At 65.3% G+C, this 22,568-nt stretch carries 21 protein-coding genes; 7 read left to right on the forward strand and 14 right to left on the reverse strand.

Going from position 1 to position 22,568, the window contains the following annotated elements:
• Positions 1-15: 15 nt before the first annotated feature.
• Complete coding sequence (locus ACSBOB_RS26630; protein WP_442579063.1) at positions 16-975, reverse strand: helix-turn-helix domain-containing GNAT family N-acetyltransferase; 960 nt, start codon at positions 973-975, stop codon at positions 16-18.
• 124 nt (positions 976-1,099) lie between these two features.
• Between ACSBOB_RS26630 and ACSBOB_RS26635 the strand changes: the two genes are divergently transcribed.
• Positions 1,100-1,852: a glucose 1-dehydrogenase gene (locus ACSBOB_RS26635; RefSeq protein ID WP_442579064.1), complete on the forward strand. Its 753-nt coding sequence runs from the start codon at positions 1,100-1,102 to the stop codon at positions 1,850-1,852.
• A gap of 36 nt (positions 1,853-1,888) precedes the next feature.
• Here ACSBOB_RS26635 and ACSBOB_RS26640 read toward each other — a convergent pair whose 3' ends face one another.
• Positions 1,889-3,592, reverse strand: a complete 1,704-nt coding sequence (locus ACSBOB_RS26640; RefSeq protein WP_442579065.1) for a vWA domain-containing protein — start codon at positions 3,590-3,592, stop codon at positions 1,889-1,891.
• A gap of 266 nt (positions 3,593-3,858) precedes the next feature.
• Between ACSBOB_RS26640 and ACSBOB_RS26645 the strand changes: the two genes are divergently transcribed.
• Positions 3,859-5,382, forward strand: a complete 1,524-nt coding sequence (locus ACSBOB_RS26645) for an alkaline phosphatase D family protein (protein WP_442579066.1) — start codon at positions 3,859-3,861, stop codon at positions 5,380-5,382.
• Positions 5,383-5,409: 27 nt separating this feature from the next.
• On the opposite strand, the gene ACSBOB_RS26650 is transcribed toward ACSBOB_RS26645, so the two are convergent.
• The 4 genes from ACSBOB_RS26650 to ACSBOB_RS26665 all read right to left on the reverse strand — a co-directional run bounded on the left by ACSBOB_RS26650 (position 5,410) and on the right by ACSBOB_RS26665 (position 10,781).
• Positions 5,410-5,910, reverse strand: coding sequence for a GNAT family N-acetyltransferase (locus ACSBOB_RS26650; RefSeq protein WP_442579067.1), 501 nt, complete (start codon positions 5,908-5,910; stop codon positions 5,410-5,412).
• A 7-nt stretch (positions 5,911-5,917) separates the two neighbouring features.
• Positions 5,918-6,880 (reverse strand): GlxA family transcriptional regulator, encoded by a 963-nt coding sequence (locus ACSBOB_RS26655; protein ID WP_442579068.1) that lies wholly within the window; start codon positions 6,878-6,880, stop codon positions 5,918-5,920.
• A gap of 163 nt (positions 6,881-7,043) precedes the next feature.
• Positions 7,044-7,943, reverse strand: coding sequence for a bifunctional methylenetetrahydrofolate dehydrogenase/methenyltetrahydrofolate cyclohydrolase (locus ACSBOB_RS26660; protein ID WP_442579069.1), 900 nt, complete (start codon positions 7,941-7,943; stop codon positions 7,044-7,046).
• A 114-nt stretch (positions 7,944-8,057) separates the two neighbouring features.
• On the reverse strand, positions 8,058-10,781 hold the full coding sequence (locus ACSBOB_RS26665; protein WP_442579070.1) for a Wzz/FepE/Etk N-terminal domain-containing protein: 2,724 nt from the start codon (positions 10,779-10,781) through the stop codon (positions 8,058-8,060).
• A 194-nt stretch (positions 10,782-10,975) separates the two neighbouring features.
• On the opposite strand from ACSBOB_RS26665, the gene ACSBOB_RS26670 reads away from it, so the two are divergent.
• On the forward strand, positions 10,976-12,271 hold the full coding sequence (locus ACSBOB_RS26670) for a lipopolysaccharide biosynthesis protein (RefSeq protein ID WP_442579071.1): 1,296 nt from the start codon (positions 10,976-10,978) through the stop codon (positions 12,269-12,271).
• Positions 12,272-12,401: 130 nt separating this feature from the next.
• On the opposite strand, the gene ACSBOB_RS26675 is transcribed toward ACSBOB_RS26670, so the two are convergent.
• The 4 genes from ACSBOB_RS26675 to ACSBOB_RS26690 all read right to left on the reverse strand — a co-directional run bounded on the left by ACSBOB_RS26675 (position 12,402) and on the right by ACSBOB_RS26690 (position 15,796).
• Positions 12,402-12,788, reverse strand: coding sequence for an ester cyclase (locus tag ACSBOB_RS26675; protein WP_442579072.1), 387 nt, complete (start codon positions 12,786-12,788; stop codon positions 12,402-12,404).
• A 130-nt stretch (positions 12,789-12,918) separates the two neighbouring features.
• Positions 12,919-13,857: a DUF6492 family protein gene (locus ACSBOB_RS26680; protein ID WP_442583837.1), complete on the reverse strand. Its 939-nt coding sequence runs from the start codon at positions 13,855-13,857 to the stop codon at positions 12,919-12,921.
• On the reverse strand, positions 13,854-14,630 hold the full coding sequence (locus tag ACSBOB_RS26685; RefSeq protein ID WP_442579073.1) for a WecB/TagA/CpsF family glycosyltransferase: 777 nt from the start codon (positions 14,628-14,630) through the stop codon (positions 13,854-13,856). The genes ACSBOB_RS26680 and ACSBOB_RS26685 overlap by 4 nt, the downstream gene beginning before the upstream one ends.
• Positions 14,627-15,796, reverse strand: coding sequence for a glycosyltransferase (locus tag ACSBOB_RS26690; protein WP_442579074.1), 1,170 nt, complete (start codon positions 15,794-15,796; stop codon positions 14,627-14,629). The genes ACSBOB_RS26685 and ACSBOB_RS26690 overlap by 4 nt, the downstream gene beginning before the upstream one ends.
• 168 nt (positions 15,797-15,964) lie before the next feature.
• On the opposite strand from ACSBOB_RS26690, the gene ACSBOB_RS26695 reads away from it, so the two are divergent.
• The 3 genes from ACSBOB_RS26695 to proC all read left to right on the forward strand — a co-directional run bounded on the left by ACSBOB_RS26695 (position 15,965) and on the right by proC (position 19,200).
• Positions 15,965-16,963, forward strand: a complete 999-nt coding sequence (locus ACSBOB_RS26695; protein ID WP_442579075.1) for a glycosyltransferase family 2 protein — start codon at positions 15,965-15,967, stop codon at positions 16,961-16,963.
• A complete protein-coding gene (locus ACSBOB_RS26700; RefSeq protein WP_442579076.1) occupies positions 16,932-18,320 on the forward strand; it encodes an O-antigen ligase family protein in 1,389 nt (462 codons plus the stop codon). The genes ACSBOB_RS26695 and ACSBOB_RS26700 overlap by 32 nt, the downstream gene beginning before the upstream one ends.
• A gap of 67 nt (positions 18,321-18,387) precedes the next feature.
• Positions 18,388-19,200 carry a pyrroline-5-carboxylate reductase gene (gene proC / locus ACSBOB_RS26705; protein WP_442579077.1) on the forward strand — a complete coding sequence of 271 codons (813 nt, stop codon included), beginning with the start codon at positions 18,388-18,390 and terminating at the stop codon, positions 19,198-19,200.
• 13 nt (positions 19,201-19,213) lie between these two features.
• On the opposite strand, the gene ACSBOB_RS26710 is transcribed toward proC, so the two are convergent.
• The 4 genes from ACSBOB_RS26710 to ACSBOB_RS26725 all read right to left on the reverse strand — a co-directional run bounded on the left by ACSBOB_RS26710 (position 19,214) and on the right by ACSBOB_RS26725 (position 21,846).
• Positions 19,214-19,516 (reverse strand): type II toxin-antitoxin system RelE/ParE family toxin, encoded by a 303-nt coding sequence (locus tag ACSBOB_RS26710; RefSeq protein ID WP_442579078.1) that lies wholly within the window; start codon positions 19,514-19,516, stop codon positions 19,214-19,216.
• Entirely contained in the window at positions 19,513-19,782 is a 270-nt protein-coding gene (locus ACSBOB_RS26715) for a type II toxin-antitoxin system ParD family antitoxin (protein WP_442579079.1), read from the reverse strand. Before ACSBOB_RS26715 ends, ACSBOB_RS26710 begins: the two co-directional genes overlap by 4 nt.
• Positions 19,783-19,926: 144 nt before the next feature.
• Positions 19,927-20,508: a histidine phosphatase family protein gene (locus ACSBOB_RS26720; RefSeq protein WP_442579080.1), complete on the reverse strand. Its 582-nt coding sequence runs from the start codon at positions 20,506-20,508 to the stop codon at positions 19,927-19,929.
• A gap of 9 nt (positions 20,509-20,517) precedes the next feature.
• Positions 20,518-21,846, reverse strand: a complete 1,329-nt coding sequence (locus ACSBOB_RS26725; protein ID WP_442579081.1) for an NAD(P)H-dependent oxidoreductase — start codon at positions 21,844-21,846, stop codon at positions 20,518-20,520.
• A 262-nt stretch (positions 21,847-22,108) separates the two neighbouring features.
• Here ACSBOB_RS26725 and ACSBOB_RS26730 point away from each other — a divergent pair, with 262 nt between their 5' ends.
• The gene (locus ACSBOB_RS26730; RefSeq protein WP_442579082.1) at positions 22,109-22,537 is read left to right on the forward strand and encodes a MarR family winged helix-turn-helix transcriptional regulator; all 429 of its coding nucleotides are present in this window, start codon (positions 22,109-22,111) and stop codon (positions 22,535-22,537) included.
• Positions 22,538-22,568: the final 31 nt, after the last annotated feature.

The raw sequence follows: 22,568 nt of genomic DNA on the forward strand, positions 1-22,568 counted from the left end.
ACGTTGCGCAAGTGACTACCGCCCCACGCGCCGGAACCGCTGCTCCGTCACCTGCTTGCCCCACTGGTCACCGACCAGTTCCTCGACCAGCGCGAACCCGAAATCTTCATAGAGTTTTCGCGCGGCGTCGAGCCCGCGCAACGTCCAGAGATCGACATGGCCGAATTGCCGGCGGTCGCAGAAGCCGATGGCTTCCGCCAGCAGGCGGCGGCCGATGCCGAGCCCGCGCGCCGCATCGTCCATGATGAACCAGCGCAGATGGCCGATGCCCGGTCCAAAGTCCTCGCCGTCTACCGCGACCGTGCCGACGATCTCGCCACCCCGCATCGCCGCCCAAAGACCGTTCATCGGCCGATCCAGCCGGCCCGAGAACTCGGCCATTCCGCCAGCAACCTTCGCCTCGAAGAACCGTCCGAAACCGTAGGGTTTTGCGTAATAGCGCCCGTGCATTTCTGCGACACGTCCGATGACGCCCGGCACATAGCCCGCCACGATCTCGACGTCCGGCGGCGCGGCTTCGCCTTGCCTACCCAGCCGCGCCGTTCGCAGTGCCTCGGCGTAAGCGTCGAGCCCGGCGACGACGACGCCCTGCCCCTCCGGCGACAGATGATCGAACGCGCCTTCGACCTGGCTGCGGCCGAAACCGTCGATCCGCTGCAGCATGTCGCGGCCGTGCGCCGTCAGCGACAGGAGTTTTGACCGGGCATCGCCGGGATTCTCCCGCTCCTCGATCTCACCGGACACGACCAGCTTGCGCAGCATGCGGCTGACGCTGGATTTTTCGAGGTTGAGGATTTCGCCGAGCCCCGCCGGCGTCAAGCTCTCGAGGCCGCCGATCTCGATCAACGCATGCACGGCCGAGATCGGCAGGCCGGTGGCGCCGACCGTGGGTTTCATGAAACCCAGTTCACGCACGATCCTGCGCGAGGAATCGCGAACCCGCTCGACCCGCGATCGGTCTTTCGTTTCAGTCATCGGCTTTCCTTTCGAGAATTTGGTTGTATCATACAACTTTCATGCTGCAAGAGGCATCGAACCGATCGGAGAGGCAAGGATGAGCGAAGCATCCCGGACAATGTCGTATCAGCGACGAGGGAGGATGGCCGGCCGGGTCTGCATGGTCACCGGCGGCGGCAGCGGCATTGGCCGGGCGACCGCGCTGCTGATGGCGGCCGAGGGAGCCGCGGCCGTCGTCGTCGCCGGCCGGCGCATCGACGAAGGCGAGGCCGTCGCTGCCGCCTGCCGGACCGCCGGCGCCGAAAGCCTTTTCCTGCGCACCGACGTCACGGTCGAGGAGGACGTTTCAAGGCTGGTACAGACCACGCTGGAACGCTTCGGGCGTCTCGACGTGGCCTTCGACAATGCCGGCCGGCAGGAGAAGAAGGGAGCCGTCGAGGAGCAGACCGGCGAGACCTTCGACGCCGTGTTCGATGCCAATGTGCGCTCTGTGTTCCTGTGCCTGCGCCACCAGATTCCCGCCATGCTTTCGCGCGGGGGAGGCAGCATCGTCGTCAACGCCTCGGTCAGCGGCGTGCGCAATCCCAATCCGGGCCTGGCGATCTACTCGGCCTCGAAGGCCGCCGTGATCTCGCTCATGCGCTCTGCGGCGATGGAATGCGCGCCGCGCGGCCTGCGCATCAACGCCGTCGCGCCCGGCCGCGTGGTCACCGACATGATGATGGCCGCCGTATCCGGCGTGGGCGGCACCGAGGCCGTCGCCGCCGGCCTGCCGCTGCGCCGCATGGGCCGGCCGGAGGAAGTGGCCGAGGCGGTGGTGTGGCTGGCGTCCGACCAGTCCGCCTATGTCGTCGGCCATGTGCTGGCGGCTGACGGAGGTTTTCTGAGCGCCTGACGCGGCGCACCGAAAGCAATAGCCTGCGGGGCGCCGTCAGCCGGGCTGCTGCTGCGATACTGTCACTTCGGCGCGCTCACCGGCCCTCACCGTCGCCGCCGCTTCGGATTTTCTGTCGGTTTCGGCATATCCGGCCGAGATGACATAGTCGCCGGCGGGCAGCGTCGTCAGTTCGCTATCGCCATAGGCCTTGCCGAAGGATTTCCGGTTGCCCTGGGCATCCTTGGCCACCGCGAAAATCTCGATCTCGTTGGCGTCGGGCGCCGAGATGGACAGCGTTCCCGCGTCAAGCACGACCGTCACGTCGGACGATTCGCCGGTCTTGACGCTCGCCAGGACTTCGGCTTCCGCCCGGTCGAGCCGCGCGACAATCCTGTAGTCGCCAGGCGACAGGTCGTAGCTGCTTTCCGAACCGTAGCCGTAACCGGCCTCGTCGCCCGATCCGCCGGCCTTGAAGACGGTTATTGCCAGCCCGGAAGCGCCGATCTTTTCGCCGCCAGCCTTGTAGAGGGCGTTGACCCGGACATGCCCGACGTCGACCGCCAGATCCCTTTCGACGGTCTGGCCGGCGGCGAGATTGATCGTCTCGCTGGCCTCGGCGCTGCCGATCCGCACGGTAACCTTCTGCTCCCCCGCCGGCAGCACGACCCTGGCTTCGCCGTAATAGGTCGCGGGGAACGGCGCGCCGGGATAGTCGATGACGACCGAAACCGCCCTGCCGACATCGCCGCCGCCACTGCCGCGCGGCCGCACGATCAGCGTGCCGGCATTGAGCACGTAGACGGGCTGGTAGGTCTTGCCCGCCTCGACCTTCAGCGGCTGCTCGACCGACGCCTCACCGAGTATCGCGCGCACGACATAGTCGCCGGGCGGCAGATTGCCCTTGTAGGGGTTGAACTCGATGCCCACCCGCTCGCCCGCGCCGCCATCGGCATTGGCGCGGTATATCTCGTAGGAGGGGCCTGCGTCGGTCAAAGGCGGGCCACCTTGCGCCATGGCCACGGACGGCATGAAGTTGAATTCGGGCTGCGCCGGGATCACGGCAAGCGCGGCTTCGGAGGCCGGTTCGCGCTCAGCCCCCACCGCCGGCGCGGGCTGCGGCGGTGCCGGCTCGGGCGCGGCGATCAAGGTCTGCCGCAAGGCTTCCGCCAGTTGCGCAGCGTCGCCGGCTTGGATGTATCTGCCGCCGGTGGTTTCAGCGAGGCACGCCACCTGCCTGCCCTGTTCCGCCGTCATCCCCAAGCCGACAACATGAACGGTCACATCCGCCCCGCCCCGCTCCAGTTCCCGGCCGAGCGCGCAGGGATCGGCATTGCAGCTATCGGGTCCGTCGGCGAGCAGCACGATCGTCGCCTTGTCTTCAGTGTATTTCAATTCCTCGGCGGCCTTGCGCACCGCCGCCGCCAGCGGCGTCTTGCCGAGGAATTTCAGCTGGTCGGCGACCGCCGTGATCGCCCCGGCCGACCCGGCGGCGGGCGGCACGACCAGTTCGATGTCCTCGCAGCTTGCCTTGTCGCGGTGTCCGTAGGCCATCAGCCCGACTTCGCGATCGGCGGGCAGGCTTTGCAGCACCGATCGCAACGCTTCGCGGGCAATCATCTGCTTCGGCCGGCCGCCGATCTGGCCCCACATGGAGCCGGAGGCGTCGAGCACGACGATGGTGCGGTCCGCGGCGGAGGCCGCCGCTACAGGCGCCAACGCCAACACGGCGCCGACAACGCACCGGAATATCACTGCCATCGACCGCTCCTCGTGAATGCCGGCGGAACCTAGGGAAGGGCGAGGTCGGTTGCAACACCAGACCGCGCAGGCCTGGTCGTCACGGCCTTCGTCATGGTCGGCACGGCGCGGGCATGGATGCGATTTTCCGGACCGGACCGGCGTACATAGGCCGACCGGAAGAGCGTCGGGAGCCGCCAGCCGGACACGCGTTTGCGATCGGTCACATGGCTGACATCAGGTCGCCTGTAAGGCTCCCCGCATCCAATCCGCAGCAGGATGAGACAATGAAGAGACGCGATTTCCTCGCCGGCACCGGCCTCGCTTTGGCAGCACCGGCCCTTGTCATTCGCCGCGCGATGGCACAGCCGCTGGCGGCCGACTTCCCCTTCTCCGTGGCAAGCGGCGATCCGACCTCGGATGCTGTGATCCTGTGGACGAAGCTTGCGCGGGCGGCCGACGACCTGACGCCGCTGTCGGACCAGGCGATCGAGGTCGAATGGATCGTGGCCTCGGACGAGCGGCTAACCGATGTGGTGCGCTCGGGAACGGGCATCGCCCGGCCCGAACTCGGCCATTCCGTGCATGTCGACGTCGAGGGCCTCCAGCCCGACCGCTGGTACTGGTACGCCTTCAAGCTGGGCAGGAAGATGAGCCCGATCGGCCGCACCCGCACACTGCCGGCCGCGAGAGTGGCGGCCTCGCGCTTCCGCTTCAACGTCGTCTCCTGCCAGCATTGGGAGAACGGCTATTTCGACGTCTATGACGGCATGGCCGATGACGACGCGTCGTTCGTCCTGCATCTCGGCGACTACATCTACGAGGTCGGTCGCGGCGGCGTGCGCGCGCATGAGACAAAGGCGGCGCCGCAGACGCTCGACGACTATCGCCGCCGCCACGCGCTCTACAAGACGGACACAGCCTTGCGCCGGGCGCATGAGCGCATGCCGTTCATGGTCACGCTCGACAATCACGATGCCCTGACCGACGATACAGACGATCTCGCTAGGCTGAAGCTGCGCGCCGCCGCCTATCAGGCCTGGTACGAATTCCAGCCGGTGCGGCATGCACCGGCGCCGTCCAGCCCAACCATGCCGATCCTGCGCGGGCGCGACATCGGCAACCTGATGCGCATCAGCATCCCCGACACGCGCCAGTTCAAGGATTCGGAAACCGTCTGCGCGGAGGGGTCGGACAAGAAATTCGCCTTCGGCGTCTTCCAGAAACCTTGCGCCGGGATCGAGACGCCGGAGCGCTCGATGCTCGGCATGGCGCAGGAAGCCTGGCTGGACGAAAGGCTGGCGAATTCCGGCGCGCGCTGGAACGTGATCGCCTCGACCGTGATGATGACGCCTTTCGACATGAGCCACGACGGCGACCTCTACCGCTATCTCCAGTCCTGGGACGGTTATCCGGCCGAACGAGCCCGCATCCTCGACCGGATCGCTGGCTCAAAGGTCGCCAATCCGGTCGCGCTCGCCGGCGATATCCATTCGAACCTGGTCTCGAACGTCGTACGCCGGGCCGGAGACGATCCGCGGCAGGCGCTGATGAGCGAGTTCGTCGGAACCTCGATCAGTTCGCTGTGGCCCGAGCCGCTGGCCAAGCCGATGCAGGACGCGCTGCCGGCCAATCCGCATATCCGCTATTACGAAAGCCAGAAACGGGGCTACCTGCGCTGCACCGTGACCGATGATCTGTGGACGACGGATTTGCGGACGATCGACTTCACCGACCGCGCCGGCGGCACGGTTTCAACCGACAAGAGTTTTGTCGTCGAAAACGGCGAGGTGGGCATCAAGCAGGTGTAGGCCGGCGGTTGCGCCGGAAGGCGGCCGCTACGATCCGGTCGTATCCAGAAAACGATGCATGACATGGGCATCGACGAGGCCGAGCCGCGGATGATGGAAGGCAGCCGGGATCGTGCCGACGATCGCGAAACCGAGGCGCTGCCACAGCGCCACGGCGCGTGAGTTGGACGACAGCACGAAGTTGAATTGCATCGCACGAAAACCTCGCGCCGCCGCGTGCCGCAGCGAATGCTCGCACATCGTGGTCGCCACGCCCTTGCCGGCGGCACTGGCGGCGGTCACGTAGCCGCAATTGGCGACATGCGCGCCGCCCCCGCGCTGGTTGGCCTGCAGGAAATAGGTTCCGCAAAGCCCGCCATCGGCTTCAGCGACGAATACCTCGTGTCCCGGCATGAACCAGTAGGCGAGCGCCTCGCCGCGCGTCCAGTCACGCGGCAAGGCATAGGTCTCGCCGGCCCGCAGCACCGGCTCCAGCATGCCCCAGATCGCGTCGGCGTCCGCGTCCGTGGCGGATCGAACCGTCAGCATACCAGCCTCAATACGTCGTCCGCCGCTCTTCGCTGGGCGGCCGACCAAATTGCAGTCTATAGCTCTGGGCGAAATAGGAATGCGAGGTGAACCCCGTCGCGATCGCCACGTCGAGGATCGGCATGTTGGTCTGGCGCAGCAGTTCGCGCGCCCGCTCCAATCTCAGCCGCATGTAGTAGCGCCCGGGCGTGACCGTCAGGTGGCGCAGGAACAGGCGCTCGACCTGCCGCACTGACAGGCCCGCCGACTTGGCGAGTTGCACGGCGGAAAACGGCTCGTCGAGATTGTCCGCCATCAACTCGACGATCTTCTTCAGCTTCTCCGACTTGCCGGTGAGGTCGCGCTCCGGCCCGACGCGCTGGCGGTCGCCGGCAGAGCGGATACGCTCGTGCTGGAACTGATTGGCGACGCCGTTGGCGATATTGACGCCGTGGTCTCGGCGCACGATCTCCAGCATCAGGTCGATCGAGGTGGTGCCGCCGGCGCAAGTGTAGCGTTTCCGGTCGATCTCGTAGACATTGCCGGTGCAGTCGATCTCCGGGAATTTTTCCATGAAACCGGCGCGGTTTTCCCAGTGGATGGTGCAGCGGTGGCCTTCCAGTTGCCCGGCCTCGGCCAGGATGTAGGAGCCGACCGAAAGCGCGCCGAGCGCCGCACCCCGCCGCCCGAGGCTGCGCAGCGCGCCCAACACCTTGCTCTTGCCGGGGAATTCGGTGGTCAGCCCGACGCAGACGAACAGCACGTCGACCGGCGGCAGGTCGGCGACGCTGTAGTCGATCTTCAGCGGCAGGCCGTTGGAGGCCATGACGGCGTCCCCGTCGGCCGAAACCGTGGTCCAGCCGTAGAAATCGCGGCCGAGCAGGCGGTTGGCCGAGCGGAAGGCATCGATGGCCGCGGCGAGCGAGAACATCGAGAACTTGTCGACCAGCAGGAAGCCGAACTGCCTGCCGGTTTGCGCATCGTCCATCATCAGCGACGTTCTACAGAAAGGTGTTTAGGGCGCAAGGCGGCGAGAGAGCGAATAGCGAATAGCGAATAGCGAATAGCGAATAGGGAATAGGGAATAGGGAATAGGGAATAGGGAAGAAAGGGTCCGAAAATCCCTATTCGCTATTCGCTACTCCCTATTCGCTTCAAAATGTTGGCCTTTCCAGCCCTGCCCTGAGATACGCCGACACCAGCGTGTTGGCCATCAGCAGCGCAATCGTCATCGGCCCGACGCCACCCGGCACCGGGGTGATCGCCCCGGCATTCGCGGCGGCTTCGGCAAAGGCGACGTCGCCGACCAGCCGGCTCTTGCCTTCGCCCTTCTCCGGCGCAGGCACGCGGTTGATGCCGACGTCGATCACGGTTGCGCCGGGTTTTACCCAGTCGCCCTTGATCATCTCGGGGCGGCCCACCGCCGCCACCAGAATGTCGGCGGTGCGCGCAAGCGCCGGGAGGTCCTTGGTGCGGCTGTGGGCGATGGTGACCGTGCAGTTGGCGGCAAGCAGCAGATTGGCCATCGGCTTGCCGACGATGTTGGAGCGCCCGACCACCACGGCGTTGAGGCCGGACAGGTCCTTGCCGCGCACGCGCTCGATCAGCAGCATCGAGCCGGCCGGCGTGCAGGGAACGAAGGCCGTCTCCAGCTCGCCCGTTCCGAGTTTTCCGACATTGACGAAATTAAAGCCGTCGACATCCTTGTCGGGCGAGATGGTCTGGATGATGCGCCCGGCATCGACGTGCCCCGGCAGCGGCAGTTGGACGAGGATGCCGTGGATCGCGGGATCGGCGTTGAGCGTCTCGATCAGCGAGACCAGTTCGGCTTCCTGTGTTTCGGCTGGCAGCGTGTGCTGGACCGAATGAAAGCCGCATTCCTTGGCCTTCTTGCCCTTGGAGGAGACGTAGACCTGGCTGGCCGGATCCTCGCCGACGATCACCACGGCCAGCCCCGGCACGATGCCCTTGCCGGCCTTGAGCTCGGCAGCAAGGCTCTTGACCTTGGCAACCACGTCCTCGGCCACGGCCTTGCCGTCGATGATGTCAGCCATGATTTGCTCCCCGGCGCGCTTGTCGGGTCGGCATAGTCACCAAAAATCGGGTGCGCAATCCTGCCACAGCGTCGCGCCGTGCCGCAAACCCGTCACTGCCCCGGAATTCGCGTCTCAGAAATAGCGGCGGCGCGAGCGCGACTCGGCAAGCTCGCGGATCGCTTCGCGGAATTCGCGCAGGCTGGCGCGGATCTCCTCGATCGGCGTTTCCTCGGCCGGAGCATTCTGCAGGCTCTCGGCAATCGGCCGCTGCGTCTGCGGGCTCACCGGCTGCTGCATGGTCATCGGCTGCTGCGGCTGGATGTGCTGCGGCATGGGCGCGTAGGGCGGCGGATACATGCCGGCCGGCATCGGCTGGGCATAGGGATGCGGCCCCGGCGCCGCCTGGAACTGCGGCTGCCAGTAACCCGGCATCGGCTGCTGATAGACAGCGGGCGGGACCGGCTGGGCGTAGCCGTATGGCTGCGCGCCGCCAGGCTGCTGCATCGGCTGTTGCGGATAATAGGGCGGCTGCGGTGCAAAACCGGAAGGCTGCTGCTGCCCGGCATAACCGGCAGGCTGCATCGGCTGCTGCGGCGCGTAGCCGGCGGGCGGCATCGGCTGCTGTGCGTGACCGGGGGCGGAGGCGTAGGGATAGCCTGTGGGCGCCTGCGGCTGGTTGGGATCGAACGGCGGCTGCATGTTGAACGGATGCTGCATTGTCGTGTCCTTCGGGGTTTCGGACGAATAGGCGAATTGGGAATCGGAAGGGCCGGGTTCCGGCGGAGGCTCAAGACCCTCTTCCACGCGGAGTTCCGCCGGACGGTCGGCAACGGTGTCGGCAGCAGTATCGTAGCCGGCGGCCAAGCCGTCGTCCTGGTCGAACATGGTCGCCACCGGCCTGCGCCGCAGCTTCCACGCCAGCTTCGGCGCACGGCCGCGCCCCCGGTCGCGCAGGCTCTCCAGCGTGCCGCGCACGCCGCCGATGCCGATGCCGGCCATCAGTCCGAGCAGCATTCCGGCAAGCGCGATGGTGCTGCGCGAGGGCGGGTTCGATTCCAGCGGCAGATAGGCCGGCGAGATGATGTTGATGTTGGCGCTGTTGAGGCCCTCCTGCTCGCCGGTCTCGCGGGCACGCAGCAGATAGGCCTCGTAGACCGCGCGCTTCGCCGTCGCATCGCGCTCCAGTTCGCGCAGCGTCACCATCTTCTCGCTCAGGCTGCCCTGCCTGGCCTTGAGCTGCGCCAGGCGCGAGTTCAACTCCTGTTCCAGTTGCACTGCCCGCTTGAGATCGGTCTGGATCGAAGCGACGATGCGCCTCAATTCGGCGTCGATCAGGCCCCGGGCGCCGCTGAGCTGGGCTTCGAGCGCCAGGCGCTGCGGATGTCGCGGCCCGAGCCGCACCGCCAGTCGGTCGGATTCGCCACGCAACGCCGAGTACTGGGCGCGCAGTTCCTGCATCGACGGCGACGACAAATCCTCCGGCAACGAGCCTGTCAGCACCGCATCGGCGCTGACGCCTCTTGTCGAGGCGGCTCGCGCGCTGAGCTCCATCTTGCGTGCCCGCGCGATGGAAAGCTGTTCGTTCAGCTTGAGAAGCTCGTCGTCGGAGATCAGCCTGCCCTGAGCGTCGACGAGATCGTTCTCCGACCGGAAGGCTTCGACCTTGCGCTCCGCCGCCTCGACGCCCTTGCGCAGTTCGTCGAGTTTGGATGACAACTCGCCCGCGGCCCTTCGGGCATTGCCCGATTGAAGATCGCCGTAACTCTGGATGAACACCTCGGCCATCGTTGCGGCGATTTCCTTAGATTTCTCCGGTTCCTGCGTGGTTGCGCTGATGGAGATCACGAAGGTCTTGCCGCCGCGTTCGACGCTCAGCGCGCGCCCGAGATTCATGGCGGCCAACGCATAGCGCCTGCCGGGGTCGTCCTCGCCGTCCTTGGCCCGGAACAGGGACAAAACCGGCGACAACAGGCCTTTCAACCCGGTTGCCGGTCCCTGCCCGTTGAACTCCGGATCCTCGGCGAGGTGCAACCGCTCGACCACCTTGCTGATGACGGTGCCCGAGGTGAGGAAGCGGACCTGATTCTCGATGACGGCGATCGTCGCCTCATTGGAGATGCCGGACTGGGTGAGTTCCGTGCCGATGGCGAGATCGCGCGGATCGGCGACCAGCTCGGTCGAGGATTCGTATTTCTTCGGCGTGCTCAGCGCGATCAGCACGCCGAGCAGGGCGCCGGCGATCGTCGTCGCCGCGATGATCCATTTCGAGCGGATGACGCCGGCAACCACGGTGCCTGGATCGATCAGCGGATTCCACACCCCGCCATTTTCATCACGCGCGCGCTCCTGGGCGGGAACGGCATAGGCGGCGCGGCGCTCCGGCGCGCGCCGTTCGAACGCCGGCTCGGCGATTTCCTGCCTGTGATCCGGCCTTGGCGGCGCCGGCGGCTGTTCGTCGGGGCGGCCGGCGTCCAAAGCCTCGCCTGCGGGCGGATCGGGCAGCGGAGGGGCAGCGTCCGACGGCCGGTCGACCGGCCCGGACGGTGCAAGCGCCTCCGGCCGCTCCTCGGCTTCGGGCGGCAGCGCCGCTTCCTCGGGTTCAGGCTCGGGCCGGTATTGCGGCGCCGGCGTGTCCGGCGCATTCCTCAGCGCGCTGAGCAGCGGCGTTTCGCGTGTGCTCCGGCGCGAACGCGCCAAGCGATGCCGCGCGGCCGCATCGTCCTTGCCGGCCCGGACATCGGCGATGGCCCTGGCAAGCCGCGACGATTCGTCGGCCGGCTCGCTGCGCAACGCGTCGCCCAGCGACAGCAGCGACCGCTCTCGCTCTACGGCGTCATTGTCGTCGGGGTGCAGCATGAAGTGCGCTTTTTCCGCTCGGCCGGCACGTGTGGGTTATCGATCCGTTAAGCCACCCTAAACCGACATGGGAAACAAAACGTTAATTCCGAACAACCCAAAATAGCGATGCGCATGAAATTGCACAACTTTTGGTTATCGCTCCACGGATGCCCGGAACCCGGGATTAATCATTCGCAATTAATGTCACGATCATGGCCGACCCTGCCCTTCCCTCGCGAAAACCACTGTTTTCGCGACTGACGGCGCTCCTTTCCGAGCGCCGCGGCCTGCTGCGCGACTACATGGCTGCAGTCAGCGGCGCGGGCGGGCGGCTGGTGTTCTCGCTCGCCTATTTCATCTTCCTCGCCAACACGCTTTCGCTGGCCGACTTCGGTGTGTTCGCAACGGCGTCGGCGGCCGGCGTCATGTTGTCGCGCATCCTGAGTTTCGGCTTCATATCGGCGCTCTACCGCGTCGCCACGATCCGGCCGCGGCTCATCGGCACCTTCACCGGGGGGTTCATCCTGCTCTCGGTGCTGTCGCTGCCGGTATTGGCGCTGGCGGCGTGGATCACCCATGCGCTGTTCTTCGGCGGGCTCATGCCGCTTCCGGTGTTCGCGGCGGTGATCGTCGCGGAGGCGCTGCTGTGGCGGCCGGTCGAACTGGCGATCATCGTCAACAACGGCCTCGGTTCTTTCGGAAAGGCCTCGGTGCTCACCATCCTGGGCACCGCGATGCGCGCCGGCGCGGCAGCCGTCTTCACGCTTCAGGCCGACGTCTCGCTGGCAAACTGGTCTCTCTACTATCTCGCGGCCAACGCGGCGGTGTTCGCGCTCGCCTTCGGCTTCTTCTATCCGCGCCAGCGCCTCAAATTCCGCCCGCGCCTGTACTGGCGGCGGCTTGCCGATTCGCTCTATGTGGCGGGCGCCGAAGTGCTGTTCTACCTGCAGATGGAGTTCGACAAGCTGGTGGTGCTGGCCATCGGCGGGGCGGACCTCGCCGGCATCTATGCCGTGATCATGCGGCTGGTCGACCTGACCGCCATCCCTATCCGCACCTTCACCATGATGCTGGTGCAGCGCATGATGCGGGCGCCGGCGATGCTGTCCAGCCTCAGGCTGCGCGCCGGCATAGAGGCCGGCGTCTTCGCGGTGTCGACCGCTGCCTTGTGCGCGCTGGCGCTGGTGCTGTACTTCTTCCCCAACGCGCTCGGCCGCAACATCGCCCAGGCCGCCGGGCTGGTGATCCTGGCGCTGGCCATACCCGGCGCGCGCAACCTCGTCGAATACCAGGCCGAACTGCTCTTTGCACGCGGCCAGACGGCGGTGCGCGCCCTCAACCTGGGGCTGCTGGCGGCCAGCAAGGCCATCCTGCTCGCTGTGTTGCTGGCCCATACGACCGAAGCGGCGGAGCTGATCTGGTCGCTCAACGCGGTCTTCGCGATCCTCTACCTCGTTTCGGCGGGACTGACCTATTCGGCGTTGCGCATGCCGCCAAAACGCATCTAGGACCAGAGCCTGGACGCGCCGGGATCGCGATCTATCCGCCTCGCCGTCAATGTCCTTGCGTTTCCACGGTCCATCGGCGGCAACCGGTGAACGGTCGCCACCGAAGACAAGGTGCGGGATGGCTCAAGCTCTACAGCTGAGCTTCAATAGCTGCCTTATCCACGATCGACCACACCTCCCAAATTTTCCGTCCCCGGAATTCGTAGAATACGTTCTCGGCAAACGAAACTTTCCGTCCATTCACAGGGAGCCCGAGGAAGCTGCCTTTCGGCGTACAGTCGAATTCCAGCCGGCTCGCCACATGGGGCGGATCGCAAATCAGCAGCCCTATGTCGAAATACAGGTCCGGGATCTGCTCAAAATCCTTCTCCAGCATCCGGCGATAACCGGACAGCCCAAGGCGCCGGCCGTTGTGTCGCGCCTCGTCGTCGACGAACTGTCCCAGCGCCGGCCAGTCCTGCTCGTTGAGGCAGGCGATGTAGTTCCGGTAGATGTCGGACAGGCCGGCCTTGTTCATAGCGATTGCTCCTGCGCTGCCGCGGCAGGATAGCACGCGGTGACGCCGCATGCCGACGACGCCTGGGATTATCGGTCGATGCGTATCCGGGCCGTCGACCCTCACGGGTTTCGACAGGCCCGCGGCAGGCTCAGGCCGACATGACCAGCCGGCGGATGCGCGCGACATCGGTGCCGATAAAGGACTGCATGCAGATCGCAACCTGCTCGGAGGACATGCCGGCGACGAAGGCATGGAACTCAGCGTCGCTCATCGGCTTTCCGTACCACAATACGTTGCAGAATTCCTGCGAGTCGTGGAAATGGCCTTTGCTATCAATTACTTCGTCGACGTAGCGGCCATAGATCAGGCATTCGGAGAACTTTCGCACCGAGCCGATGGCCGACACCCAATGACGATGGTTGACCGCTTCGATATGCCGGCACATTGCCACCACAGTCTCCCGGTCCCATGAGATCAGCGTCGTGATGTAATCGTTGCCGACATCGCCTTCCTTCTGCAATCCCAATACCTTACCGGCATTGGTCGACCAGATCCGCTGCAGGATATGCCCATCGAGCCCCTCCTCCCGCAGCGCATGATCCCGCCTGAACAGCCGCGTCCGGCCATCGCTGCGAAACGCCGAGAAGTCGAAAGGTCGCAGGAAGGCCACATCTGAATCGCAGAAAACCAGAACGTTTTCAGTGATATGCGCGGCAATCGCGATACGGCGCAACTGCTGCACATGCCATCCGCGCAGCGGCCGCGTGCGAAAACTCAGCCAGATCCGCCGCTTGAACCAGCTCAGCGGATCGTCGAAAGCGTGCAGCCAGGACGGTAATATGTCGCGTTCGTCCACCACCGTGCGCTTCGATGTTTCCAACTGCCTGAACAGGGCGACGTCGCGACCCTCCACCAGGATATAATGATGAGCCATTCCAGTGACATGGCGATCGGCAGTCTCGCACAGCAGCCTGCAGCGCTCGAAATCGAGCCCGAAGCTCGGCGTGATCATTGCCGACCGCGTTTTCGTCCCAGCCGCCTCGCGTCCAGCCGTCTCCGCTTCGCCGGGGGCGAACCGGCGGTTCACCGCTGAACTCCCGACAGCTTCTGCCGCAGCACCCGCAAGATGAACAGCGGATTGCCGATGACATAGCGGCGCCAAAGACGCCGCGGCTCCTGCGACAGCCGGTGCAACCACTCCAGCCGCAGGCGGCGCATCCACATCGGCGCACGCGGCACGGTGCCGCTCAAGAAGTCGAACAATGCGCCGACAGCGATCGGCAGCGTGCAATGGCGTGAATCGATCTTGTGCGCCACCCATTTCTCCTGGCGCGGCACACCCATCGCCACCAGCAGAATATCGAGGTTGAGCTCCTCGATTTGCCGGAGAATCGCTGGCTCTTCATCCGCCGTGAAGAAGCCGTCGCGCACGGCGATGAACTCGTGTCCGGGCGCCATCCGCTTCAAGGCCTCGGTAGCCGAATCGATGCTCTCCCGGCGCGCACCGATCAAACCGACACGCGCCCTGCCTGGCAGGGCTTCCAGAAAGGCAGGGATGAAGTCGGTGCCGTTGAGGTTGGCGGCGAAAATCTTCCCGTAGAGCAGTTTGGCTGCGATATCGACACCGACGCCATCCGGCAGGATCAGGAAATCCGCCAACGCCGCCTTGAAGGACGGATCGTCGGTGGCGAGGTTGGCGTTATGGGCGTTCAGGAATCCGACGCGCATGAAGCAGCGTTGAGCCAACAGCCGGCAAAGCAGGTCGATGGCTTCCTTCCAGCCAAGCGAAGCCGCCTCGATGCCCAGAATGTCGTAAGTTACGACCGCTTCTGACGGCGGCAGGCCGGTATGCATGTTCATGCCACCGCCTCGTTCTCGCGATAGCCGACCGTGGCGAGGCCGCGTTTGATCGCGGCGTCCAGCGCGTGCCGCTGGCGGTCATGGAACTGCGCACCGTCAATGTCCTCCGCGGCGCCGATCGCCGCCCGCTTCAGCGCCTCGGCGAATTCCACCGGATCGTCGGCGACGATGCAATTCGTCGGACGGTAGCCTATCCCGCGCAGCGAACTCGTCGTTGCGACGGAAGGCAGACCCAGTTCGAACGTCTCGATGGTTTTCAGCTGGACTCCTGTGCCGGCACGGCTGGTAAGTGGAATCACCTTTGCCCTCAATACGAAATCTTCGGCGCTCGGCACGCGCCCCACAAAACGGATGTTCGGCCGGTCGGACGTCAGGCCAGACGGCACGGTGCCGGCGATGCGGACCGTGAAGTCGGCGGGGAGATGCGGCGCGACGTCGTCGAGGAACCAGTCGAGGCCGATGCGGTTAGGCTGCCATGTCCACGAGCCGATAAGCGCCGCATCGTATTCGACGGCCCGCGGACGCGCCACCACAGGCGCCGTCGACCGCGTCACAAGCGGCAGCACCGCCGATCGCCCTTCGACTCCGAGAACCTTGCTGTCTTCTTCCGCCAAGGTGAATACGAAGCGCGCCTTGCGGCAGAGCCGTTCTTCCAACGCCTTCAGAAACCGGGCTTCGCGCCGGTAGATCAGCCTCTGCAACGCTCCTCGCGCCGCAGCCGAATTCTCCTCGGCCGAGCGATACTCGACGTTGTGCGCCACATATAGCGTCGGCCTGTCGTCGAAGAGCCCGTCAAAGGCGCCGGCAAGAGTCGCCGCGTTGAGCACATAGGCGTCGAACGGTCCTGCCTTGTCGACCGCGTTCCGCAGCGTCTCGCGCGTTACCACCGTCAGCTTGGCCGACGTAAATGTCATGCCTGCCAGCACGGCCTTGCCCAGCCATTGCAGCTTGCGCAGGAACGGCGCGCCATCGGTTTTCACGTCCACCTCGCCCATGACGATGGCGTTGTCGGGGTCGGCCGGCTTCCGGCCGGGCCAGACAAAGCCGAGGACCGTCACGCGCACGCCGGCGCGATGCAAAGCGTCGATGATCGCGGCATTGGCGATCTCGTATCCCGATCCCAGCGTTCCGTCCGGAATGATCGATGTGGCGAACAACAGATGCATTACACCCCCAGCCGGCATCGCTTAACAAGGCACGATGAACCGAATGTTAAGTACCTGTCGCATGGCAGGACAAGGCGGCGTCGATAGCGTAGTCCTGTTTCAGGTGTTTAACGGACACTTAAGGCCGCTGCACTACGAAATTGCATAACCAATCATCAGGAAGATCCCATGGCCTCACTACCCGCGAATGCGTCGATCAGCATCGTGGCCAGTTCGCCGAATCTCGACCACGATTCCATCGAGGCGGTGGTGACCGTGCCGACCTTCCGCAGGCCGCAGCAGGTCCTGGACACGCTGCAATCCCTGAGAAACCAGAAGACCAAGCGCCGTTTTGCCGTCGTCCTGGTGGAGAACGAGGCCGAGAAGCGCGAAGGCGCGGCGGCCGCGAAATCCTGGTTCGACGAGGGCCTGTTGCAGGGCATGCTGATCATCGCCCACGATCGCGGCAATTGCTGCGCCTACAACGCCGGCTTCCTCACCACGATCACCTATTTCCCCAACTTCAAATATGCGTTGGTTGTGGACGACGACGAACTTGCCGACCCCGACTGGCTCGAGAATATGTGCGCCACCGCCGAACGCTTCGGCGTCGACGTCGTCGGCGGCCCTCAGATACCGGTCTTCGCCAGGCCGGAGCACAACAAATGGGCGGCGCATCCGGTGTTCTCGGCCCACTACCGGCAGACCGGGCCGGTGCCGATCCTCTATTCATCCGGAAACATGCTGCTGAGCCGCAAGGTCATGGATACGATGGGGCCGCCCTATCTCGACCTGCGCTTCAATTTCATGGGCGGCGGCGACGCCGATTTCCTGAGCCGCACCAAGCAGCGTGGCTTCGAGCTCGCCTGGTGCGACGAGGCCATCATACGCGAGACCGTGCCGGAGCGCCGGGTCGAGGCTGACTGGATTCGGGCGCGCAGCCTGCGCAACGGGGTGATCTCGACGCTGGTGGAGAAGAAGAAGCGCGCCGGCACGCCGCTGGCCAACACCAAGGTGTTCGTCAAAAGCCTGCTGCTGCTGGCAGCCTCGCCGTTCCGCGGTTTTCTCAAGCTCTGCAAGACCGGATCGATTTCCATCGCCCTCTATCCGGTGTATATCGGCGCTGGTCGCGTAATGGCCGAGTTCGGATACGCCAATGAGCAGTACCGCCAGCCCGAGAAGAACTGACGGGCCGGCAGTCTTTTCGCCGTTCGACTCGGTGCATCTGCCGACGGTGGTCGCCACCGGCCTGTTCGCGATGCTGATGATCTCGTTCACGCCCTTCCAGCCTGGGGGGGGCGGCGAGCCGGAGACCGGTGGCAACGTCGTGAACCAGCTCGGCTTCGGCTCTCTCGGCGCGATCTCCATCCTGTCGCTGCTCTTCCTTTCCACGCCCAGGGTGGTGTCGGCGCTTTTCAGCTTCTCGTTCCTGCTGATGCTGTGCTTCGCCATGCTGTCGGTGGCGGACGCCACCGTTCCGTCCGCCGCCATGCGGGCGTTCTCCTTCACGCTCATCGGCATATTGGCGATGGCGACCGTGCTCGCCATCCCACGCGACGCCGACGCCTTCTCCACCGTGATCTCGGTCGCCGGGCTGACAGTCGTGGGCATCAGCTACATCGGTTTGGTACTCTACCCCAACGAGGCCATGCACACGGCCGCGTCGATGGAGCCCCAGCATGCCGGCCTGTGGCGCGGCGTGTTCTCGCACAAGAACGTCGCCGGCCCGGTCATGGCCTGCCTGTCCTTCTGCGGCCTCTATCTTTTCCGGCGCGGCCGCAAATGGGCGGGGGCGATCCTGTTCGTCTCGGCCTTCATCTTCATGGCCAACACCGGCTCCAAGACGACCGCCGGCCTCGTGCCCGTGGCGATGATCGTCGTTGCGGCGCCCGGCCTGTTCGGCGTCCGCCCGGTCGCCGCGGCCCTGTTCTGGATCGTCATGGCCGGCACCGCGGTGGCGACGCTGGGCATCGTCTTCATCGACCCGCTGAAGCAGTTCGTCACCTGGAACTTTCCGGAGATGACCTATACCGGCCGCACCACGCTGTGGGACTTCGCCGGCGAGATGATCAGGAGGCGCCCATGGGCCGGCTACGGCTACGACAGCTTCTGGGGCACACCGCTGCTGGAATCGATGAGCCAGCCCTTCGACCGCGACTGGGACATCCGCACCATCGTCCACGGCCACAACGGCTATCTCGACATCGCGCTCCAGATGGGCCTGCCCGGACTCGGGGTAGCCGTCTGGGCGTTCCTGATCACCCCCGTCGTCGATTACCTGCGCATCCCGCGCTACCGGGAGAACGTGCTGCTCGGCGACCTGTTCATGATGATCCTGCTGTTCACCACGCTGAACGCCTTCCTCGAGAGCTTCTTCTTCCGGCGCGCCGACCCGGTGTGGATGTTCGTCGTGTTCGCGGTGATCGGGCTAAGGCTCGCCGCCCGCTTCCCCGCTGTGAAGACGCGCCCCGAGGCAGCCGCGCCTCGCAAGCCCAATCCTGTCACGCGTCCGCAAGCGCTTGGCGCGGCAAGGAATCCCCGCTAGACGATGCGACGCCGCGCGATGGCGGCGCATTCCGGGCCGGCGGCCCCCACATCGAGGGAACGGCTTCATGACCATCCAGGCAGTGCTCGTCGGCTGCGGCAACATGGGCTACGCGATGCTCGCCGGCTGGCTGAAATCCGGCAGGCTCGCCGCCGCCGACGTTTTCGTCGTCGAGCCGAATGCCGAGCTTCGCGCCCGTGCGGCGGCTCTCGGCGTCCCGGCCGGCGCCGGCACTGAGGACCTGCCCGCCGATGCCGCGCCGCGCCTCGTCATCCTCGCGGTGAAACCCCAGGTCATCCGCGAGGTGACCGCCGGCTACCGCCGCTTTTCCGGCGGCAGGACGGTATTCCTCTCCGTCGCCGCCGGGACGCCGATCAGCACGTTCGAAGAAATCCTCGGACCGGTGCCGTTCGTGCGCTGCATGCCGAACACGCCGGCGGCCATCGGCAAGGGCATGATGGTGGTGTTCGCCAATCCGCGCGTGCCGGCCGCCGAACTCGCCTTCGTCAATGCCCTGCTCGCCACCAGCGGCGCGGTGGCGACCATCGACGACGAGGGGCTGATGGACGCTGTCACCGCCGTCTCCGGCTCAGGCCCCGCCTACATCTTCCATTTCATCGAATGCCTGACCGCCGCCGGCGAGACCGCCGGCCTGCCCACCGAGACGGCCAAGCTGCTCGCCATGCAGACGGTGTACGGCGCTGCCAGCCTCGCGGCCGAGAGCGGCGAGGAGCCCGCACTGCTGCGCCAGCAGGTGACCAGCCCCAACGGCACCACCGCCGCCGCGCTGTCGGTGCTGATGGGCGACGACCGGCTGAAGATACTGGTCACCGAGGCGGTCGAGGCGGCTCGCGCGCGGTCGGTGGAGCTGGGGAAGTAGTGATCGCGGATCATCAGTCTTCAATCCACTCCTTCGGATAGTCGCGTCCGCCGTACAGCACGCGCAAAATGCGGACAGTATTGTCGTCGATACGATAGATGATCACCGTCCTCCGCTCAAACGGCAGGATGCGGATGCCGGCGGCGAGATCGTCCCGACGCGGCCCGCGCTCGGGCATGTAAGCGAGTTTGGTGCAATGGTCGCGGATGCGACGCACGAAGGCGATCGCCGCAGGCGGACTGTCCCGAGCGATAAAATCATAGATGTCATCAAGGTCGGCGGTCGCACGCGGGCGGAAGACGACCTTGAAATTCACGACCGTGAGGTCTTGATGCGTCCGGCGTGCCTGCGCTCGAGCCGTTCGAAAACCTCGTCGGCGGGAACATCCGGCCCTGGCTCGTCCAGCGCCTCACGTATCTTCTCGCGCAGAATGGCATTGAGCGCCTCTTCCTCACGATCGAGCGCCCGAAGCCCCGCCCGGATCACCTCGCTTGCCGAGTTGTAGTCTCCGGATTCGAGACGATCGTCGACGCTGCGCTGCTGCTTTCCGAGCGTTACCGTGATGGGTTTGCTGGCTCGCATGGGTGAGAACTCCTATCGCTTTCAGCCTACCACATTATGTGACACTGTCATATCGGTTTGCGGATCGGCCAGCCGTCGTCGTGTCCTGCAACTTGCGTAGCGCATAGAGCCGCGTCGTCTCGTCGGGCAGCGGCTGACAGGAAGCTACCTCTGGTTCCATCTGCGAACCACCGGCTCGCTGAGATCGTGCTCATAGCCGAGCACGCTGATGCTCGCGGTGGCGAGAACGAAGCAGGCTCCGTCCTCAGGCGGCAGGCCGAGCCAGCGCGCGGCAAGCACGCGCAAGAAATGGGCGCTCGAAAATACCAGCACATTGGCCTCGACTTCGCGGAGATGGCTGACAATCCGGTCCGCCCGCGCGCCGGCGTCTGACGCCTGCTCGCCGCCCGGGCATCCGTCGCGGAAAAGACGCCAACCGTGACGTTGCGCCATTATCTCTTTCGTCGTCAGCCCCTCATAGGCGCCGTAGTCCCATTCGGCGAGATCATCCTTGCGCAACGCTTCAGCGCCAAAGCCGGCCAGCACGCAGGTGTCGAAGGCGCGCTGCGACGGGCTCGACCAGACGGCGGCGAATGACAGGCCTTGCAAGCGGCCGGCAAGTTGCCGGGCGGCTTCTTCGCCGGCGCGTGTCAAAGATATGTCGGTCCGCCCGGTGTGTTTTCCCAGCGCACTCCACTCGGTCTCGCCGTGCCGTACGAGATAGATCTCGGGAAAAGTGCTGGCCACTGCCGTACCTCAGCTCAACCTGGCCGCAGCCTCATACGGCATCTCGTCCTGCAGTTTTCGTAGCGCGTAGAGCCGCGTCGTCATGTCGGGCGCGGCGTTGTCGGTGGTCAAAAGCGCACCCTTTCGCACCGGCTTCAACACCTTGCCGCCTTCCAGCAGGCCAACCGGCACGGCGCCGTTCGCCCGCGCCTCGCCCGCCGTCATCGTCCAGGAACGGTAGCAGGTCTCGCCGATCGCATCGAAGGTCTCGCCGGCCTTGAGGTCGCGCTTGGCCACCGCGCAGACCTCGGCCACCGGGTATGGCAGCGGCACCATGTCCGGCTTGCCATGCAGCACGATCCGCGCCGCCGTCAGCGGCACTTCCAGCGAGGTCAGGTGATAGGGCCGGAAGAAGCTGTAATACGGCCCCTTGCCGACATGCAGATCGTCCATGCGCTCGATGATGCGCGGATGCGTAGCCTCGACGATGACGAAGACGCCGGGCGCCACCCCCTTGCCGATCGTGTAGTCGACCACGCCCTTCTTCGACAGGATGCCGCCATCCGCGCGCGGGATCAGCACCTTGACCATCTGGTCGCGGTCGGCGTTGGGGCCGTGCATGCCGGGAACGTCGGGCACCAGCCCGGTGGCGTTGGCGATCGCCGCCATCTCCACCATGGTCTTGGAACCGTCCACGAACTCGACAAGCATGCGCGGGTTCATGTTGCGGCGCTCGGCTTCGGCGCGATAGTCGTCGGGGACGGCGTCGTGGTTCAGCGGGTTATTTTTACCTTTGCCGGCGGACACGATGGTGTAGCCCAGCGCGCTGGCGAACTCGATCAGTTCCATGCAGGAGGACGGCTCGTCGCCGGCCCCGACTGAATAGACGACGCCCAGCCGGTCGGCGGCGCTCTTGAGGTAACGGCCGATGGTGACGTCGGCCTCGACATTCATCATCACGACGTGCTTGCCGTGCTCCATCGCCATCAGGTCGAAATCGGCGGCAACGCCGGGTTTTCCCGTTGCGTCGATCACCACGTCGATCAGCGGGTTTTTCACCAGCATCTCGTTCGAGGTGATCGCAATCTTCCTTGCCTCGATCGCCGCGCTGACCGCCGAGGCGGTATCGGCCTCCACCGCCATCGCCTCGTCGCCATAGGCGATGCGGATCGCCTCGCGCGCCGTATGCGGGCGGCGGGTCGAGATCGCGCAAACCTCGACGCCCTTCATCAGCATGCCTTGCGTCACCAGGTCGGTGCCCATCTCGCCGGAACCGATGACGCCGATGCGCACCGGCTTGCCGGCGTCGGCACGCGCCGCCAGTTCGCGCGCCAGTCCGGTGAGCGCGACATTGGTCATGGAAGGCATCCGGTCGAGATCGTCACTGTATGTCCCCTCCCCAAGCCTGAACGCTGCATTGGGCTGATAGCAGAAAAAAATGGCGGGATGTCAACCGATCGGCCTTCGAGATCAGTCCCTGACGCCTTTTGGCGCATGGCGAAAGACGCATCCCCGCACCGTCCCGGCGCCGAAGATCGCCTCTTGCCAAAAACCCAGCGGAACGCTAATTACATAGATACCTAATTATTCGAATCCTTACCATGTGTTCATTATGGATATCATGACCTCCCGCACCGTCTTCGTCGACGAATTGACGAAAGTGAACCGCAAGCTGCGCGCGATGTTCGACGCGCGGGTCAAGACCCAGGGGCTGACGCTGGCCCGCGCCCGGCTCCTCATGCATCTGGCCAAGCAGGAAGGGACCACGCAGAGCGAGCTGGCCGAGTTGCTGCAGGTCGAGCAGCCTTCGATGGTCGGCCTGATCGACGCGATGGAGAAGAAGGGGTTCGTCATCCGCCGCGCCGTCGAGGGCGACCGGCGTTCGAAAGGGATATTCCTGACCGAAGCCGCCCGCCGGGAGGCCGACACGATCCTCGCCTATGCGGACGAACTGCGGCAGCAGGTGATGGTGGGCATCGACGAAGCGGAGCTGGAAATAGCAACGCGCGTGCTGAAGCAGGTCGCGCGCAACATCGGCGCCGCTGCCTGACGTTTTTATCGTTCCGTCAGGTCTGTCTAGT

The sequence above is a fragment of the Mesorhizobium sp. KACC 23794 genome, from assembly GCF_052180275.1.
Taxonomy (GTDB): domain Bacteria; phylum Pseudomonadota; class Alphaproteobacteria; order Rhizobiales; family Rhizobiaceae; genus Kumtagia.

What these genes read in the sequence shown, in the direction of transcription:
- ACSBOB_RS26630 (WP_442579063.1), bottom strand. Translation starts at nt 975, where the DNA reads ATGACTGAAACGAAAGACCGATCGCGGGTCGAGCGGGTTCGCGATTCC.
- ACSBOB_RS26635 (WP_442579064.1), top strand. Translation starts at nt 1,100, where the DNA reads ATGGCCGGCCGGGTCTGCATGGTCACCGGCGGCGGCAGCGGCATTGGC.
- ACSBOB_RS26640 (WP_442579065.1), bottom strand. Translation starts at nt 3,592, where the DNA reads ATGGCAGTGATATTCCGGTGCGTTGTCGGCGCCGTGTTGGCGTTGGCG.
- ACSBOB_RS26645 (WP_442579066.1), top strand. Translation starts at nt 3,859, where the DNA reads ATGAAGAGACGCGATTTCCTCGCCGGCACCGGCCTCGCTTTGGCAGCA.
- ACSBOB_RS26650 (WP_442579067.1), bottom strand. Translation starts at nt 5,910, where the DNA reads ATGCTGACGGTTCGATCCGCCACGGACGCGGACGCCGACGCGATCTGG.
- ACSBOB_RS26655 (WP_442579068.1), bottom strand. Translation starts at nt 6,880, where the DNA reads ATGATGGACGATGCGCAAACCGGCAGGCAGTTCGGCTTCCTGCTGGTC.
- ACSBOB_RS26660 (WP_442579069.1), bottom strand. Translation starts at nt 7,943, where the DNA reads ATGGCTGACATCATCGACGGCAAGGCCGTGGCCGAGGACGTGGTTGCC.
- ACSBOB_RS26665 (WP_442579070.1), bottom strand. Translation starts at nt 10,781, where the DNA reads ATGCTGCACCCCGACGACAATGACGCCGTAGAGCGAGAGCGGTCGCTG.
- ACSBOB_RS26670 (WP_442579071.1), top strand. Translation starts at nt 10,976, where the DNA reads ATGGCCGACCCTGCCCTTCCCTCGCGAAAACCACTGTTTTCGCGACTG.
- ACSBOB_RS26675 (WP_442579072.1), bottom strand. Translation starts at nt 12,788, where the DNA reads ATGAACAAGGCCGGCCTGTCCGACATCTACCGGAACTACATCGCCTGC.
- ACSBOB_RS26685 (WP_442579073.1), bottom strand. Translation starts at nt 14,630, where the DNA reads ATGAACATGCATACCGGCCTGCCGCCGTCAGAAGCGGTCGTAACTTAC.
- ACSBOB_RS26690 (WP_442579074.1), bottom strand. Translation starts at nt 15,796, where the DNA reads ATGCATCTGTTGTTCGCCACATCGATCATTCCGGACGGAACGCTGGGA.
- ACSBOB_RS26695 (WP_442579075.1), top strand. Translation starts at nt 15,965, where the DNA reads ATGGCCTCACTACCCGCGAATGCGTCGATCAGCATCGTGGCCAGTTCG.
- ACSBOB_RS26700 (WP_442579076.1), top strand. Translation starts at nt 16,932, where the DNA reads ATGAGCAGTACCGCCAGCCCGAGAAGAACTGACGGGCCGGCAGTCTTT.
- proC (WP_442579077.1), top strand. Translation starts at nt 18,388, where the DNA reads ATGACCATCCAGGCAGTGCTCGTCGGCTGCGGCAACATGGGCTACGCG.
- ACSBOB_RS26715 (WP_442579079.1), bottom strand. Translation starts at nt 19,782, where the DNA reads ATGCGAGCCAGCAAACCCATCACGGTAACGCTCGGAAAGCAGCAGCGC.
- ACSBOB_RS26725 (WP_442579081.1), bottom strand. Translation starts at nt 21,846, where the DNA reads ATGACCAATGTCGCGCTCACCGGACTGGCGCGCGAACTGGCGGCGCGT.
- ACSBOB_RS26730 (WP_442579082.1), top strand. Translation starts at nt 22,109, where the DNA reads ATGACCTCCCGCACCGTCTTCGTCGACGAATTGACGAAAGTGAACCGC.